12 protein-coding genes are annotated in these 15737 nt (G+C 36.2%); 5 read left to right on the top strand and 7 right to left on the bottom strand.

The genetic code is table 11. The features are described from left to right. Window positions 1–14: 14 nt before the first annotated feature. Window positions 15–1181 (bottom strand): RNA-guided endonuclease TnpB family protein, encoded by a 1167-nt coding sequence (locus FJR11_RS05825; RefSeq protein WP_168502774.1) that lies wholly within the window; start codon window positions 1179–1181, stop codon window positions 15–17. 312 nt (window positions 1182–1493) lie between these two features. Continuing rightward, window positions 1494–2480 (bottom strand): GntR family transcriptional regulator, encoded by a 987-nt coding sequence (locus FJR11_RS05820; protein ID WP_168502773.1) that lies wholly within the window; start codon window positions 2478–2480, stop codon window positions 1494–1496. Between the two features lie 180 nt (window positions 2481–2660). Here FJR11_RS05820 and FJR11_RS05815 point away from each other — a divergent pair, with 180 nt between their 5' ends. The 5 genes from FJR11_RS05815 to FJR11_RS05795 all read left to right on the top strand — a co-directional run bounded on the left by FJR11_RS05815 (window position 2661) and on the right by FJR11_RS05795 (window position 7303). Continuing rightward, window positions 2661–3401 carry a dienelactone hydrolase family protein gene (locus FJR11_RS05815; protein ID WP_168502772.1) on the top strand — a complete coding sequence of 247 codons (741 nt, stop codon included), beginning with the start codon at window positions 2661–2663 and terminating at the stop codon, window positions 3399–3401. An 80-nt stretch (window positions 3402–3481) separates the two neighbouring features. Then, entirely contained in the window at window positions 3482–4384 is a 903-nt protein-coding gene (locus FJR11_RS05810) for a S1 RNA-binding domain-containing protein (protein ID WP_168502771.1), read from the top strand. 118 nt (window positions 4385–4502) lie between these two features. Beyond that, window positions 4503–4772, top strand: coding sequence for a type II toxin-antitoxin system Phd/YefM family antitoxin (locus FJR11_RS05805; protein WP_168502770.1), 270 nt, complete (start codon window positions 4503–4505; stop codon window positions 4770–4772). Next, entirely contained in the window at window positions 4765–5040 is a 276-nt protein-coding gene (locus FJR11_RS05800) for a type II toxin-antitoxin system RelE/ParE family toxin (RefSeq protein WP_168502769.1), read from the top strand. The genes FJR11_RS05805 and FJR11_RS05800 overlap by 8 nt, the downstream gene beginning before the upstream one ends. A gap of 22 nt (window positions 5041–5062) precedes the next feature. Next, on the top strand, window positions 5063–7303 hold the full coding sequence (locus FJR11_RS05795) for an FdhF/YdeP family oxidoreductase (RefSeq protein ID WP_168502768.1): 2241 nt from the start codon (window positions 5063–5065) through the stop codon (window positions 7301–7303). Window position 7304: 1 nt separating this feature from the next. Here FJR11_RS05795 and FJR11_RS05790 read toward each other — a convergent pair whose 3' ends face one another. From FJR11_RS05790 to FJR11_RS05770, 5 genes are all read right to left on the bottom strand, one after another. Beyond that, window positions 7305–7811 (bottom strand): DUF29 family protein, encoded by a 507-nt coding sequence (locus FJR11_RS05790; protein WP_168502767.1) that lies wholly within the window; start codon window positions 7809–7811, stop codon window positions 7305–7307. 99 nt (window positions 7812–7910) lie between these two features. Then, complete coding sequence (locus tag FJR11_RS05785) at window positions 7911–10082, bottom strand: nuclease-related domain-containing DEAD/DEAH box helicase (RefSeq protein ID WP_168502766.1); 2172 nt, start codon at window positions 10080–10082, stop codon at window positions 7911–7913. A 274-nt stretch (window positions 10083–10356) separates the two neighbouring features. Continuing rightward, window positions 10357–12984 carry a DNA polymerase III subunit alpha gene (locus FJR11_RS05780; RefSeq protein WP_168502765.1) on the bottom strand — a complete coding sequence of 876 codons (2628 nt, stop codon included), beginning with the start codon at window positions 12982–12984 and terminating at the stop codon, window positions 10357–10359. 284 nt (window positions 12985–13268) lie between these two features. Then, window positions 13269–15056 (bottom strand): P-loop NTPase fold protein, encoded by a 1788-nt coding sequence (locus FJR11_RS05775; RefSeq protein WP_168502764.1) that lies wholly within the window; start codon window positions 15054–15056, stop codon window positions 13269–13271. Between the two features lie 126 nt (window positions 15057–15182). Then, a complete protein-coding gene (locus FJR11_RS05770; RefSeq protein WP_168502763.1) occupies window positions 15183–15653 on the bottom strand; it encodes a transposase in 471 nt (156 codons plus the stop codon). Window positions 15654–15737 lie beyond the last annotated feature (84 nt).

Below are 15737 nucleotides of genomic sequence, written 5' to 3'. Positions count from 1 at the left end.
AAAGCTAACTAATGCTAACAAGAGCCAGCTTTTTCTTTCTGCTTCATCCTAGAAGTGTCGGCACTATCTAGTCCACAGGCTAACACGGTCAACCTGACCGCTTCTTTTTCTAAGTTAATCGCAGAATTTACATCTCTATCACATTCAAAACCGCATATCTCACAGGTAAATACTCGTTGAGACAGTGACAGAGATGATTTTTTCTCACCACAACTAGAACAAGTTTTACTACTGGGATAAAATCTATCTACAATGACTAATTTACTACCATATAGTTGAGTTTTGTATTCTAACTGCCGACGGAACTCATAAAAACCCATGTCAGCTATAGCTTTAGACAACTTACCATTAGCTAACATTCCTGATACATTCAAATCTTCTATCCCTATCACCGCGTGGTTTTTGCTGATATAAGTAGTGATTTTGTGTAATGTATCTTTCCTGATATTAGCTATTTTTTGGTGTAGTCTCGCTATTTGGATTTGGGCTTTTCTATAATTATTAGAACCGACTTGTTTATGCCGATTCAAGTATTGCATTCTTGCTAGTTTAGACTCATATCTCTTATAACTTTTTGCGCCATCAAATATTTCTCCTGTTGATAATATTGCTAGATGATTTATTCCTAAGTCAACTCCGACAAACTCTTGTTTTTTAGGAGTTTCATTGGTTTCTAGTTCTATTTTCCAAGAGATAAACCATCTGTCAGCTTGTTTGCTAATTGTGACTGATTTGGGTTTATATCCAAAAGGTAAAAGCTCATAAGTTTTTAACCATCCAATTACAGGAACTCTTACCTTCTTCTGGTCAATGTGAATTGCACCATCTAAAGTAAAAGAATCATGTCTACCTTTTTTTTTGAAGTTAGGAAACCCTTTAACTTTCTTGAAAAAAGATTTAAAGGCATCTGATAAATGTCTTAATGCGTATTGAGGAGCGCATTTAGATACTTCATAATACCAAGGATGGGTAGATTTAACTGCTGCTACTAACCATTTATGTAAGTCTATGGCTGTGGGAAATTTAATTTTATCGTCAGGGTTTGTCCGATTATGTATTATTACCTGTTGACAAAGTGCTAATCCTTGATTCCAAGAGTGTCTGGCTACTCCTGCGTGTTGTGCTAGTAGTAGTCTTTGTTGCTTGCTTACCTTTAGTTCTGTCTTGAATCCTAGTAGCATGAAGGTATTTTACAACAAAATCCCAATATAGTCACAATAGCAGATGACTTTGGCTGGGATAATAGTGAGTAATTGGTAGTAATTGTTAGCTTTTCAGCTACTGTTAATTAACCCTTGATTTTTCAAGGTTACTTAATTAGGGCTTGCTTAATAAAGCTAAAACTTAGATATATCAAGAGTTTGAAGGTGAAAAAGGTGAATCAGTTGCAAGGAATAAGGATGACTCCTAGCCCTCACAGATAACTTTTATGGCTTACGCCACGCTTCGCTATCAGCAAACCCTAATTATTACTCGGTGACTTGTGCCTCCTCTCAAATTAAACCCAGTTCGCGTTTGAGTAAATTAATTGATTGAGTGCCAATATAGTTTTCACAGCGAATGAGTTTAGGTGGACGAATTAGGTCTTCTAAGACTGTTTGCATGGCTGCTTGTGTTGTGGCATAGCTGACTTGATCAGTACAAAAGATGATCTCTGAACGTTTGACGATGGCGTGTAGTTTATAAGCATCCTTGGGTTGGGCAGTCATCACTAATAATTCATCCCCTCGTAAACCGTGGAGAATGACTTCTGTGGCGCGGAGAATGCCAGAACTGAGGCTAACTATGCCTATACAACTAGATTTGGGTAAGCTTTTGACTACAGTGAGTTCTTTAGCGTAGTCGTGAATATCTAAGGGAATGACACGGACTGCTTTTGGGGCAGCGATCGCTTCTACTTCTCCGATAAAATAACGACTGGTGACTAATGTGGCTGAGGTAGTTTGGTCTAGTACCGCTATTAGTTCTTCCATTGCTACCAGTTGGACGGGGATTTGCAGGGATTCTTCCAATTCATCAATCATTAATTCCCCAGCCCCAATGTCTTGAGATGGTGTTACTACTAACACTCTGGCACTACAACGCAAACGCCAGTCAACTTCTGCTAAAAATAGTTCTCTGGCTTGATTGAGGGAACAACCTTGACCAAGTAACTCATCTAGGGCTTGTTGCACTACCTTATAGGCTTCAGGATGTTGTTTCAGCATGGGGGATTGGGACTTACTTCCGCCCTCATGACCTTGGGCGCGGACATAGATTCCTGAACCTGCTTGACTTTCAACAAATCCTTCTTCTTCCAACTGACGGTAAACTTTGCTGATGGTATTGCGATGTAATCCAGTTTGCATTGCTAAAGCCCTGGTGCTGGGCAATTTATATGCAGGTGAATATTGCCCAGAGGCGATCGCAAATCGGATTTGATTAAACAGTTGGTTAGATGCGGGAATTTCACTATCTGGTTGAATACGGAATTGAATCATTACCAATTCTGCTCCATAAGACTTATCCAAATCGCCATAAGTTACCTGTTAAATATATGATTAATGGGTTAGTTTGCTCTTTTGAAATATTACTTTGGTAATTGGTAATTGTTAATTGGTGATAGGTATAACTATGATTAAATCTTTCCTTTCCCCTTTGCCCTTATTACCAAATTGATTATGACAGAGCCAACAATACAGACTACAACAGTGCAAATTTCCCAAGATAATTTGCCAATCACCGCTTATTTGGCCAAACCAACAGCAGCCGGTTCTTACCCAGGAATTGTTGTTTTACAGGAGATTTTTGGGGTTAATGTGCATATTCGGGATGTCACAGAACGGATTGCTAAACTGGGATATGTAGCGATCGCTCCAGCACTGTTTCAGCGTCAAGCCCCTGGATTTGAAACTGGTTATACTCCCAAAGATGTGGAAATAGGCAGAAACTACGCCGCAGAAACTACAGCATCAGAACTTTTAAGCGATATTCAAGCAGCTATTAACTACCTGAAAACTTTGCCCGAAGTCAAACCAGATGGATTTGGCTGTATTGGCTTTTGTTTTGGTGGTCACGTGGCCTATCTAGCTGCTACTTTACCAGATATTCAAGCCACTGCGTCTTTTTACGGTGCGGGGATTACTAGCCGCACTCCTGGCGGTGGAAAACCCACTATTACCCGGACATCAGAGATTAAAGGCACTATTTACGCCTTTTTTGGCCAGGAAGATGCGAGTATTCCTCCAGCACAGGTAGACGAGATTGCTGCCGAATTTGCAAAATATAACATTTCTCATCGTCTATTTCGCTACGATGGATCTGATCATGGATTTTTCTGTGACCGTCGTGCCAGTTATAATCATAAGGCTGCGGCCGATGCTTGGGAGCAAGTTCAAAAACTTTTTAGTCAACTGGCCTAAGAATCTCCACCGTCCGGAGTCAGCAATTAGTGAAAAACAACTGCTGACTCCGGAAAAATAACAATTTATCCTCAAAAGTCATGAATTCCGAATCTAAACTTTCTCAAACAGCCAATTCGTCTTTTTCAATGGACGATTTTGCCAAAGCACTGGAAAAACACGATTACCAATTTCAAAAGGGACAAGTTGTCCGTGGTAAAATATTCCAAGTTGACCATGATGGCGCTTATGTTGATATTGGTGGCAAATCGTCTGCGTTTCTTCCCCAAGATGAGGCTTCTTTGAGAGCAGTAACTGATTTGTCGGAGATATTACCGATGGATGAGGAACTAGAGTTTTTAATTATTCGGGATCAGGATGCTGAAGGTCAAGTTACCATTTCCCGCAAGCAATTGGAAATGCGACAAATCTGGGAAAAACTGTCAGAAATACAAGAGAATTCCCAAACTGTTCAAGTGCGGGTAACTGGTGTTAATAAAGGTGGTGTGACTGTTGATCTTCTCGGTTTACGGGGTTTTATTCCGCGATCGCACCTGTCTGAACGTGATAACCTAGATGCACTCAAAGGTCAAAATCTCACTGTTGGCTTTTTAGAAATTAATCGTGAAACCAATAAACTCGTTCTTTCTCAACGTTTAGCGGCTCGTTCTAGTAATTTCAGCTTATTACAAATAGGTCAATTGATAGAAGGAAAAATCACAGGTATCAAACCTTTTGGTGTATTTGTAGATTTCAATGGTGTCAGCGCCTTACTACACATTAAACAAGTTAGCCAAAAATTCATTGAATCTTTGGAAAAAGTCTTTCAAATCGGTCAACCCATTAAAGCTGTAATTATTGATTTAGACGAAGGTAAAGGCCGAGTTGCTATTTCTACCAGAGTTTTGGAAAACCACCCCGGTGAAGTTGTGGAAAACTTTGCAGAAGTAATGGCTTCAGCGGAATCTCGTGCTAATCGTGCGGCTAATAAAACTGCTGAATAGGTAATTAGGGATTGGGGATTGGGGATTGGGGATTGGGGATTGGGGATTGGGAATTGCTATTTTCCTTTTCCCTCTTTAGATCAGCTAAAATAATTAATATGATGATAGCGAAATTACCATGACTCAAGTAAATGCTACTGAAGTACAAGAACATTTGAGTGATTTTTTGGATAGTCTTACCCAAGGTGAAACATCAATTGTTATTGAACAAGCTGGAAAAGCAATCGCTACTCTAATTAGTTATGAAGAATGGAAACGTTTAAAACAATTAGAAAGTTATTTAAGTTCAGAAGACGATGAAGAATCTTTTAGTCCTGAAGAAGTCATTCAAGCATATAATCAGCTTCATGGCACGGAATTTACTGTAGAGAATATTGTCAATGAGTGAAGGTAAACAATATAAGCTCAATATTAAAAAATCCGTTCGTAAAGAATTACTAAAACTGCAACCCAAGTTTTTTAAACAGGTAATGTCAAAAATTCTCGCTCTCATAGATAATCCTAAACCTCAAGATTATAAATCATTAAAAGGATTTGCTGATCTCTATCGAGTGGATCAGGGAGAGTTTCGCATTATCTATAAAATTCAAGAAGAGGAGGTTGAAATTTTCCGAGTTGGTAAGCGAAATGATGATGAGGTTTATGAAAATTTGTAAATAAGATATAGAACTCCTATTTATGGATAATTTACCAGAAAATAAATCTAATTCCAATGCCGGGGGTGGTTTACCTGTAATCCAATATTGGGTAGAAAAAACTCTCTCACCCCAAGGTTTACAATTATGGCAAACTCTCAATCATAAAAGTGCTTGTTTATCCTGTGCTTGGGGTACAGGTGGACAAAAGGGAGGGTTTGTTAATGAAGCGGGAGAATATTTACAACGTTGTGCTAAAAGTGTAGAAGCGATTGCAGCAGAATTGCAACCAGGAATTAAACAAGATTTTTTTCAAAAATATCATATTAGTGAATTACAAGAACTGACTTCTCTAGAATGTGATGATTTAGGTAGGCTGAGTTATCCTCTCATTCTTAGATCAGGTTCATCTCATTATCAACGCATTAGTTGGGAAGAAGTTTATCAGATTGCAACAATAGCTTTTCAACAACCAGCAGCAAAGATTGCTAGTTATAGTTCTGGACGTTCTTCCAATGAAGCTGCTTATTTATTACAATTGTTAATGCGATCGCTTGGTAGTAATAATCTAGCAGATTGTTCTGATTTATGTCACGCTCCCTCAACCGTTGGCTTAAAAAAAGTTTTTGGTTCTGGGACATCAATGGTAAGTTTAGAAGGCTTACAACATAGTGATTGTGTGGTTTTAATTGGTTCTAATGCACCTGCAAATCATCCGCGCTTGATGAATGAATTAATCAAATTGCGGGACAGAGGCGGTAAAGTAATTATCATTAATCCCCAAATTGAAATCGGTTTAGTTAAATTTGCATCTCCGGCGTTTCCCATCAAATCTTTACTTACAGGTGGTTCAGATATATCTTCTTTGTATTTACAACCGCTTCCTGGTAGTGATGTGGCATTATTTGTGGGGTTGCAAAAATCCCTAATTGAACAAAATTTAATCAAAACAGAATATCTCAAATCCTATACTCAAAACTGGCAAGAAATTTTAGATTACGCTGATAATATATCCTGGGATAATATTACTAATACTTGCGGTTTATCTCAAGAAGAAATTACAGCCACAGCTTATCTAATTGGTAAATCAGAAAGTGTTGTTTTTGCTTGGGCTATGGGCATAACCCAACAAGGTAACGGTGTAGATAATGTTTTTAGCATCGCCAATACCGCCTTAATTACAGGTAATGCTGGTAAAATTGGCGCAGGAACAATGCCCATTCGTGGACATTCCAACGTGCAAGGATTTGGTTCAATGGGTGTCACCATCAATTTGCGCGAAGAAATCAAACAAGCACTATCGAAACTGTTAGGAAAACCCCTCAGCGAAACTCCTGGTTATCATACCCGTGACTTAATAACAGCAGCAGAATTAGGAAAGATCAATACACTCTTTTGTTTAGGGGGAAATTTGTATGCAGCTAACCCCGATTTACAACAAGCAAAACAGGCTTTATCGCAAATAGAAACTATTTTTTATGTAGCGACAAAACCGAATTTAGGACATTTTCACGGTTTAGGAAAAACGCAAACTTTAATATTACCTGTTTTCAATCGGTTTGAAAATCCTCATCAAACCACAACGGAATCAGGTAATAATTTTGTCAGGTTAAATGATGCAGGTAAAAGTCATTTACAACCACATAATTCTGATTTGATTTCTGAAGTAGAACTAATTACAGAAATTGCTCATCGTTTACATGATGAAAATCCGATTAATTGGCGTAAATTACAAGATACAGTTTATGTCAGAGAATTAATTGCTAAAACTATTCCTGGTTATGAAAAGATTAGCACAATTGATAAAACTAAAGAAGAATTTATTATTGCAGGACGGATTTTAGAAGAACCTAAATTTCCCACTGCTAATGGTAAAGCGCAGATGTTTGTCACTGCTTTACCGCAATTATCTTTACCAAGTAAATCAGCTTTTGGTGTTGAGGAAAATCAATCAGGAATTGTAGTGATATTGGGAACAGGGCGCAGTTATGGACAACATAATACAGTAGTTTATCGCAGTGCAGATAAATATCGAAATATGCCTCATCGTCATTGTATTTTAATGAATAGTTTGGATATCAAAAAAGCAGGATTTCAGGAACATCAACGAATTACAGTTAAAGGGAACGCAGGAGAATTAGAGAATATTGAAATTATTTGTGGGGCAATTCGTGAAGGTGTAGCTTTTATGTTTTATCCTGAAGCTAATGTTTTATTTAAAGCAGAAATTGATCCAAAAAGTGGGACACCTGCTTATAAAAGAGTTCCGGTTTTTGTGTACTAAATTACCAATTTTCATCGTTTGGTAACTGATTTAAATAATCATCCATAATAGCTGGTAATTCTTTTGGTGAATAAGTATAAGTTAAAGATAAAAATGTAATAACTGTAGTGATAATTTGGTTTCTATCTAGGATTTCTGATAATTGAGAACGAGTATATTTACCATTCATTATTTCTAAACTAGCATCAGCAATAGCATCTTCAATTGCTTCTTCCTCTATTAAGTTTTCCCATTCATCTTGATTGACATAATAGGACTTTTTATTTTCCTTTAGATTTATCTTTTTAATTTCTCTAATTGAATTACGAATAGAAGCAATCCAAGAATTTGTTAATCTCTGTTCTATTTGGTTTTTAATTAAGTGAATTAGTAAAATCTTTAAATAAGATTCTATATTTCGCAATATTGCTTGTTTACTCATGCCTTCTAATTCATCTACAATTGCTAAAGCATCTGCATAATTTCCTTGTAAAATGCTGTTTCTGAGGTCTATTAATTCTTGAGTCATTGTTATTAACCTCCAGTATTATTTACATACTGATAATAACACATTTATAAATATGATAATAGATCCCCAACTTCTCAAAGAAGTCGAGGATCTGGGATATTAATCATTATCCCCAATATCTCGCTTAGGCGGACGCTTATAGGTAAAAGTAAAACTCTCACCACTAGCAATCACTTTCCGCATTTCCTCATACATAGGATAACTACCAACACCGCTAAGATTCGCCCAACCTCGCGCCCTCGTTAAAGCCACAAATAACTGGTTGCGGAAATTCATATCACTTTCATTCCGCGCTACATTATCAAATCCCACTACATAGACAATATCCGCTTCATGTCCCTTAGCGCGAGTGATCCGTGATACAGTCACACCACCATCACACCAAAATTTATCAGGATCATTATTTGGATATTGGGGAACTAAATCATTTAACTTTAAAGCCGTAGGAATATAAACATCAATGTCAGACTCCATTAAGTAACTAGCAACATAAGTTTCTAATTCCATTGCTTCATAAGATGAACCTAAAACTAATACCAAAATATCCCGACTGGGGTTAAGTCCATCATGGACAATATTGTGCATAATATTCTCAGATAAAGCCTTCATTTCTGCTTCACGAGAACTATAAGTTTCAAATTCTAAAACAGGTTTTCCCCACAGTTCAGGAATAGGATTTGGTGAATATTCTGCTGGCCGATAAATAGTGATTGGTGTACCAACTCGTCGAAAATCACCCTTCACTTTATAACCAATTTTATCCCAATTTAACTTACTCATACCTGTTAACATTCCTTCTGGACGTAACAAACCCATACCAATAGCATGAGCAGCCGCAAGAATTGGTCCAGGGACACGGTAACAGTGACGCATCACTGCTGCACGTCTAATACCGCCAGGGTATAGCGGTTGCTTGTTCAACATAGTATTCAATTTTTCGCCAAATATTTCTTTAGCTTCTGGTACTACTAAATTATCTAAACTTTGCGCTTCATCATAAGCCCAAATCAAACGTTTTTCTTCTGGCTTGTCTGCATTTACAGGTCGTAAAGATTGATAAGCTAACCAATAAATAGCTTGTTTATCTTCATATTTTAAATCATCTTCTGCTACTAAATCTTGACCTTCATCAATTAAGATGGCATCAAACATTGGTTCAATGGTAATTTCTTCTAATAGCCGTTTACTTAAATCTATTAAACCTCGATTTGGCTGTCTTTCATTGGTATTTTGTACAGTTCCCGGTCTTTTACCATGATATTCGCAAATAGTTCTATATAAACCTGGTTGTTCTTTTGCTCCCCAAGCATGAAATACTTGCAATCTGAAGTTAGTTTTTGGATCATAGTGCATTTCACCACAACTAAAACGCCGTATCCATTGATCTAGTAACCTAATCATTAAATCATAAAGAGAACGGGTAAAAAATACTAAAGCAATATCCCAGTCTGGATGTTTCAGGTGCATATGTGCGGCTTTTTGACACAGTAAAACCGTTTTTCCTGAACCAGCAATACCGCGAATCCGTTGGGGTCCTGGAGGAATTTCTTTACCAATATGTTCTTGTTGTAAATCAATTTCGTAAAGTCTTTCTCGTAAACTATCAATGACACTAGAACGGGTTTTTCCAGTGGTATTAACTTGATTCCGGGGTGGTTTACGCAGTATGGGTGTACCGCCAATCACTGATAGCAATAATTCCCAATCTTTATCTTCTAAATCTGCTCCAGGAATGACAATATTAGCTTGTTGAATTTGTTCAATTAAACCAACTTTTCCTAATTGGTCTTGGAATATAATTGGTGGAATATCTGGTAATTTATCAAAGCCTTTTTGTTGCCATTGTTCGGCGGTAATTTGCGGTAATGCAACTATGGCTTTACCATTAACTTTCCGCCAAAGTGCAGGTTCTCGATCACTATATGATATTAATGCTCGCAGTTGGTGTTCTGCTTGTTGGTAGGGATTCGTTTCTGTGGTATCACTATTTTGCAATTGCCATTGTTGACCATTAATAGCGGCGATTTGGTCAATATTTAGGGATTTGACTTCAATTACAATTACACCAAGTTCTCTATCAACTATTAAAATATCTGGCTCTTTTCTAATTTCTCCAACTTTGGAAAAAATGGGATAACGCCAATATCCAATGCAGTTTCTATCAGCAAAGGCACTCCGAAAAGCATCCCAAACTTTCTGTTCTCCGTCTTGATTTTTGATTGCTTCGGTGGTGATAAACTTGCTACCCTGTTCTTCTATACCTACAGCCATTTTTTTGCTCGCCTAAAATGGTTACGGGTTTTAAGCTACCATTACTAATGGGTTGTGAACTAGTGAGAATATACTGATATGGCATTTTAAATTTGAGAAGGTATACTTACGTGTGTTTGCGTAAGTAATTAAAACGAACCGCAGAGGCGCAGAGGACGCAGAGGTGGAGAGGGGGGATGAAAGTCAAAAATTCCATCTCCCAAACTCTTACTCTCTGTGACTCTGCGCCTCTGCGTGTTAGCGAAGCGGGGCGAAGCCTGACAAATTCATACTTTTATTCAGTAACACCCACTTGCAACAAATCTAATCCTTGGGCAAAAATCTCATCAATTGGTAACATTTGCCCTTCTTCAGTCATGAATTTATGGTCTTTTGTGGCGCGAATAATTGCCCCATTTTCTAATAAGTATTCATAAACTTCCTGTTGTCCCCGATTATGCCATTGGGCAATTGATTGAGTATAAAGTATGCCATTACTATCAAGGGTATAAACTTTACATTCAATCTGTTTTTCGACAATTTCCCCAATCTGTAAAAAACCATATTCAACGGTTAAAATTTCTGTGTCATAACTTAAACAGTATTCGGCAAACTTCAACATATCCCCAAATAAATGTTCGGCTACTTGGGTTTTTACGCCATTTTTTGTCGAACCATCAATAAATTTTTCCTTTTGTTTCTCCATTTCTGATACTTTCTTTTTACCCATAGCCCGACGCAGTAAATCAGCTTGTCCTAAACTATAACCAGCCATATCTTGAGCAATTTTCATGATTTGCTCTTGATAAACCATGATTCCGTAGGTTTCATTTAATATCGGTTCTAAAATTTGAGTGTCATATTCAATTTCTTCTCGTCCATGTTTACGATTAATAAATTTAGGAATTAATCCTGCATCTAATGGGCCTGGACGATACAGTGCGAGAATGGAAGAAATATCTTCAATATTTGAAGGTTTTAAATCTCTGACTATTTGTTTCATCCCTGAAGATTCTAATTGAAATATTCCTTCTAAATCACCTGCTTCTAATAGTGAATAAGCTTTAGCAACGTCTTTTGGTAAGCTGGTATGATCACCTTTAGATAATATTTTTTGTGCCTTTCTTTCCTGTCCTGTAATTTCATCAGGATCAATTCGATAGCCTTTACTTTGTTCAATTAAATCAATGGTTTTTTGAATTAGGGTTAAGTTCCGCAAACCCAAAAAGTCCATTTTTAATAATCCCAATGATTCCAAATCTTCCATGAAATATTGGGTAATTACAGAACCGTCATTATTCCTTTGCAGGGGAACAAGTTCATCTAATGGTTCTGCGGAAATAACTACGCCGGCAGCATGAACACCAAAGGTTTTGTTAGTCCCTTCAATTCGCATGGCCATGTCAATCCAGCGCCGCACGGTGGGATCATTATCATATTTGGCTTTAAATTCTGGTTCGGGAGTTTCATCTGAAATCATTACTTTCAGCTTTGTGGGTTTACCCCGAACTACAGGAATCATTTTCGCCATTTTGTCAGATTCTCCATAGGGAATATCTAACACTCTAGCGACATCTTTTAAAACTGCTTTTGATGTCAGACGGTTAAAAGTGATGATTTGGGCAACTCTATCAACACCATATTTTTCAGTTACATAATCAATGACTTGATCTCGTTTATCAATGCAGAAATCTGTATCAATATCCGGCATTGATTTGCGTTCAGGATTGAGAAATCTTTCAAATAGTAAGCCATGATGTACGGGGTCAATATTCGTAATTTTCATGGCATAAGCTACTAAAGAACCTGCCGCAGAACCCCGTCCTGGACCAACAGGAATATTATTATCTCGCGCAAATTTGATGTAGTCCCACACTACTAAAAAATAGGTGGAAAATCCCATCTGTTGAATCATTTTTAATTCATATTCCAATCTTTCTTTATAGACTTGATCTACTTCGTTGCGAGATTTGCGTTTTAATCTTTCTAAAAGTCCGTCCCAAGCAACTTCTTCTGCATAGGTATCTGCTGTATGTCCTGAAGGTATTTGGGGTGTGGGAATTTGTGGATCACCCATAATGTGATAAGGTTCAACTTTATCAGCAATTTCTTCTGTGGTAGCTATGGCTTCAGCAATGACATCATCGGGTAAATGGTCACGGAATAACTGGTGCATTTCCTCTGATGATTTGAGGTATTCTGTGCCGCTATACCGCATTCTTTTATCTTCGCTGATGAGTTTCCCGGTTTGAATACATAGCAGGGCATCATGGGATTCTACATCAAAACAAGAAATAAAATGGGAATCATTTGTAGCAATAAATTTAATTCCTAATTCCCTGGCAATTTTGACAATTTCTACATTCACAATCCGGTCTTCTTGTGAACCATGATCTTGAATTTCTAAGTAAAAATCTTCCCCAAATACTTCTTTATACCATTTGGCAACTTTTCTAGCAGCATCTGGCCGATTACTCAAAATTGCTTGGGGAATTTCTCCCCCTAAACAAGCACTGGTGACTATTAAACCTTCACGATATTGTTTGAGTAAATCTTTGTTAATACAAGGACGGGAAAAAATACCTTTACCTTGTACTCCTTGAAGATGGGAAATTGTGGTAATTTTAACTAGGTTTTTATAGCCTTGAGTATTTTTTGCTAATACGACTTGATGATATTTGGGACGGCGTTCTTGTTTGTCAATCTCTCCGTTTAGGATATACATTTCGTTGCCAATTATTGGCTTTATAGTCTTACTGCGGCAGATTTTAATGAGTTCAACTGCGCCATACATGACACCATGATCTGTGAGGGCAATGGCTTTCATTCCTAGTGCGATCGCTCGATCTACCAATTCTGGTAGTTGACTAGCACCATCAAGCAAACTGTAATCACTGTGAATATGTAAAGGAACAAATGACATATTAGTATTTAGTAAGGTAAGGGGATTTTAAATTAACAGTTTTTAGTTAATATCTTGTGCTGGGAAGAGAGTAATTAACCGGGTATGATATAACTTAGCATTAATGTTGTAGCTATTGTAGCTAATTTCATTTTAGGATATATGGTTTTGTAATTAGCCTCATAATAGGCATTTAATAAGCTACTTAATATTTAATATGCAAATCCAAATTTCAAAAAACTCTTGTGGGGTGGGCATCTTGCACGCCCTAATTATACAACTTGAATGAATAAATTCTTCAATAATTAATTTGTATTATCACTATTATAAATATTTTCTATGTCTATATTGTAAAGATACTTGGCTCTAATTCTATTTATGTTACTACATTCAGCTAATATGCAAATAGCTTGTTCTAAATTTTCAGGTGCAGGTCGATACCCGGACTTTCGCAACCATTCAACCATATCAATTAATTCAGGATGCCCTTTTTGAAGCCATTGACAGTATTTATCAACAGTAAGACTTCTTAAAAATTCAACATCTTTTTGTAGTGTAAGTGATCTTGAAGAGGGATCACAATTCATTATATTTTTCACTGCTGTAGTAATATCTAATGTTTGGTGATATTCATGGATTTTCTCATTGAAAGATGCTTCCAACTCAGGATATTTACTCAGTTTATTTCTAAAGGCGCTTAAATTTTCATAAGAATTAGATTTTAAAATTTCTTCTAATAATAATTTTTCGTAATAAGAAATATCAAATTCCGAAATTAATGTAAATCGTTCAATATTTTCAAATTCTGCAATAGTCAAATCAAGATGATGCTGTTCAAGAAAATTAATAATTCCATCTATAATATCTTGTTCGTTATCTGCGAATGAGTTATAGTATTTAAATTGGTAAATATTTTCCAATTTTTTAATAATTTGCTTTCTTTTTTCTCTTTCATTGAGAATATGACCTCTTTCCTTAAACTTCGACTCAATGGAATCAGATAATGGAGTATTAACCAACTGACTTATTAATTCATCTAGTTCTTCTAGACTTCTATAACCCATCTTTGCTATTTTTTCGAGAAATTCTAATTTCTTTATAGAAGTTTCCTTGTCTTCAGCTTTATATTTTTCTTCATATTGTTGCATTTGTTGATGGTTGTAGGAAATAGAAAATATTATAGTATCAACAGGGTCTATACCATTGATAGACAGGCGTTTACAAAAGTCTGTGTCGAGTTTTGCGACAGTAATAATAATACAATTTTTTATAATTTGATGACATAAACTATCCTCCCAATCCTCCATTAGGGAAATAAGTTCCTTAATAAGCCATTTAGTTTTGCGTATAACTCGAATATTATTTGTACGAGCTTTTAGAAAAGCTTCTTTAATTACTTCTATATCAGGATGATCTTTAAATATGAAATCTAAGTTTTCATCAACTGTTGGATCAAGTGTAAATTCTCTATCAATTACTTTTTCTCGATAACGTTCTAATAGTTTTTTATCCTCTAACTCATCTTGATTATAAATTATAATAATTTTGCATTTACATTCTTGCACTAGATACTCAACAAACCCAAGTATCTCTTCTAGAGATAGTTTAGATTTTCTTTCAAGGTCATCAATACATATAATTGAATTTTCTGTAACTTTTGAATTAAAAAATATCTCAAGTCCTAAATCACCAGCAATAGCAAGTAGTGAACCTGCTATTGGAATAGAAAAATTGTGTGGCAATGATAAGTCTAGTTTTGGAGTTTTCTCTACTCTGGAAGCATTACGACTTACAGATTCAACTAGATTAGACATCTGCTTACGAATAAAATTTTTATTTTCTTGACCTGTATAATTAGCTATTAACCTTGCTTTTAATTGTTCAATTGAAGAAATACCAAATACAGAAGCATATGAATAATCGTCTTTTCTATGTTCAGATAAAAAATTATCTACTAGATAAGTTTTTCCAACACCCCATTTTCCATTAACAGCTAAAACTCTATAATTTTCATTATTTAAGAATCTATCGAGAATACTTTTAGCTTCTTCTCGACGAACTCCAGCATTTGCTTTATTTGTGTTTTCAGTCATAAGTGCTTCTCACTTCCAATGATTACAGTATATATTTTTCTACTACTTAAATTAACCTAATCTTGCCATTTATTGCAAAGGGTGGGCAAGATGCCCACCCCACAAGAGAGGATGCAATAATTGAGGTTATTCTGAGGTTTGCCACAAGTAAGGGTAATCTTCTGGAGTTGATGATAAACCTGCTTCTATAGGATTTTGTCTGATATATTGCCAATATGATTGAAACTCTTCTTCATTCCTGACGATTCTGTCATATCGCTCATCTTGCCAAACAGTTCCTATATGTTTCATCACCTTGGGAATCTGTTTAGCACTATAACCTTTGATACTACTCATAATGCTACTGAGTGACCAATACTCATTTTCTGATTTGAGTAAAGGCTGCATCAGTAAATGTACATGATCCGTCATCACAACAAAGACAAATATTTTATATCTTTGATTATTAAAAAATAGACAACTATTCAAAACTATTTTCCTAGCTTCTGAATTAAGTTCTAACTTTTCCCAAGTATTAAAAGTAATAAAATAACTTGCCCCATCTAATTCCCAATGAGGTAATGTTCTGTAGAAAATTTTCAACCTTGCTTCTTCCATAACAGAAAAATATTTTCTAGGTTTATTGTGGGGTAGGCATACTATGGCTAACGCTACGCTATCGACAAGCTCAGTACAAGTCTT

The organism is Anabaena sp. UHCC 0187 (assembly GCF_009712035.1).
In the GTDB taxonomy this organism is placed as follows: Bacteria; Cyanobacteriota; Cyanobacteriia; order Cyanobacteriales; family Nostocaceae; genus Dolichospermum.
This window is presented reverse-complemented; position numbering and strand designations above follow the sequence as displayed.